Origin of the sequence: Streptomyces poriferorum (assembly GCF_019399235.1) — a bacterium.
Classification (GTDB): Bacteria; Actinomycetota; Actinomycetes; order Streptomycetales; family Streptomycetaceae; genus Streptomyces; species Streptomyces poriferorum.
Map to the genome: position 1 here is coordinate 1 of NZ_JAELVH010000648.1, position 434 is coordinate 434.

At 76.5% G+C, this 434-nt stretch carries 1 protein-coding gene; it reads right to left on the reverse strand.

Features of this window, described 5'->3' with window-relative positions; genetic code table 11:
- A partial coding sequence (locus tag JGS39_RS40240; protein ID WP_219574686.1) for a GTPase occupies positions 1 to 434 on the reverse strand: 434 nt, incomplete at both ends.

Sequence of the window (434 nt, forward strand, 5' to 3'; positions counted from 1 at the left end):
CCGGCGAGCGGCCGCAGGTAGCGCTCGTGGAGGGCGGCGTCCGCGTACTTCTCCGGGTCCACCACCCAGATCACCGCGTCGACGAGCGCCAGCACCCGGTCCACCTGGTCGCGGTGCCCTCGCGCCGCCGAGTCGTGGTCGGGCAGGTCGACCAGGACGAGGCCCTGGAGCGCCTCGTCGGCCGCCGCGCTGCCGGGCTGCGGCCTGCGCCTGAGCCGCCCGGGGATCGCGAGCCGGTCCAGCAGCCCCGCGGCACCGTCCGTCCAGGAGCAGGCGAGGGGCGCGGCGGTGGTGGGCCTGCGGAGCCCGGTCTCGGAGATCTGGGCGCCCGCGAGGGAGTTGAAGAGGGTCGACTTTCCGCTGCCGCTCGCTCCGGCGATGGCGACGACGGTGTGGCGGGAGGAAAGCCGCCGTCGGGCCGCGGCCTCGTCGAG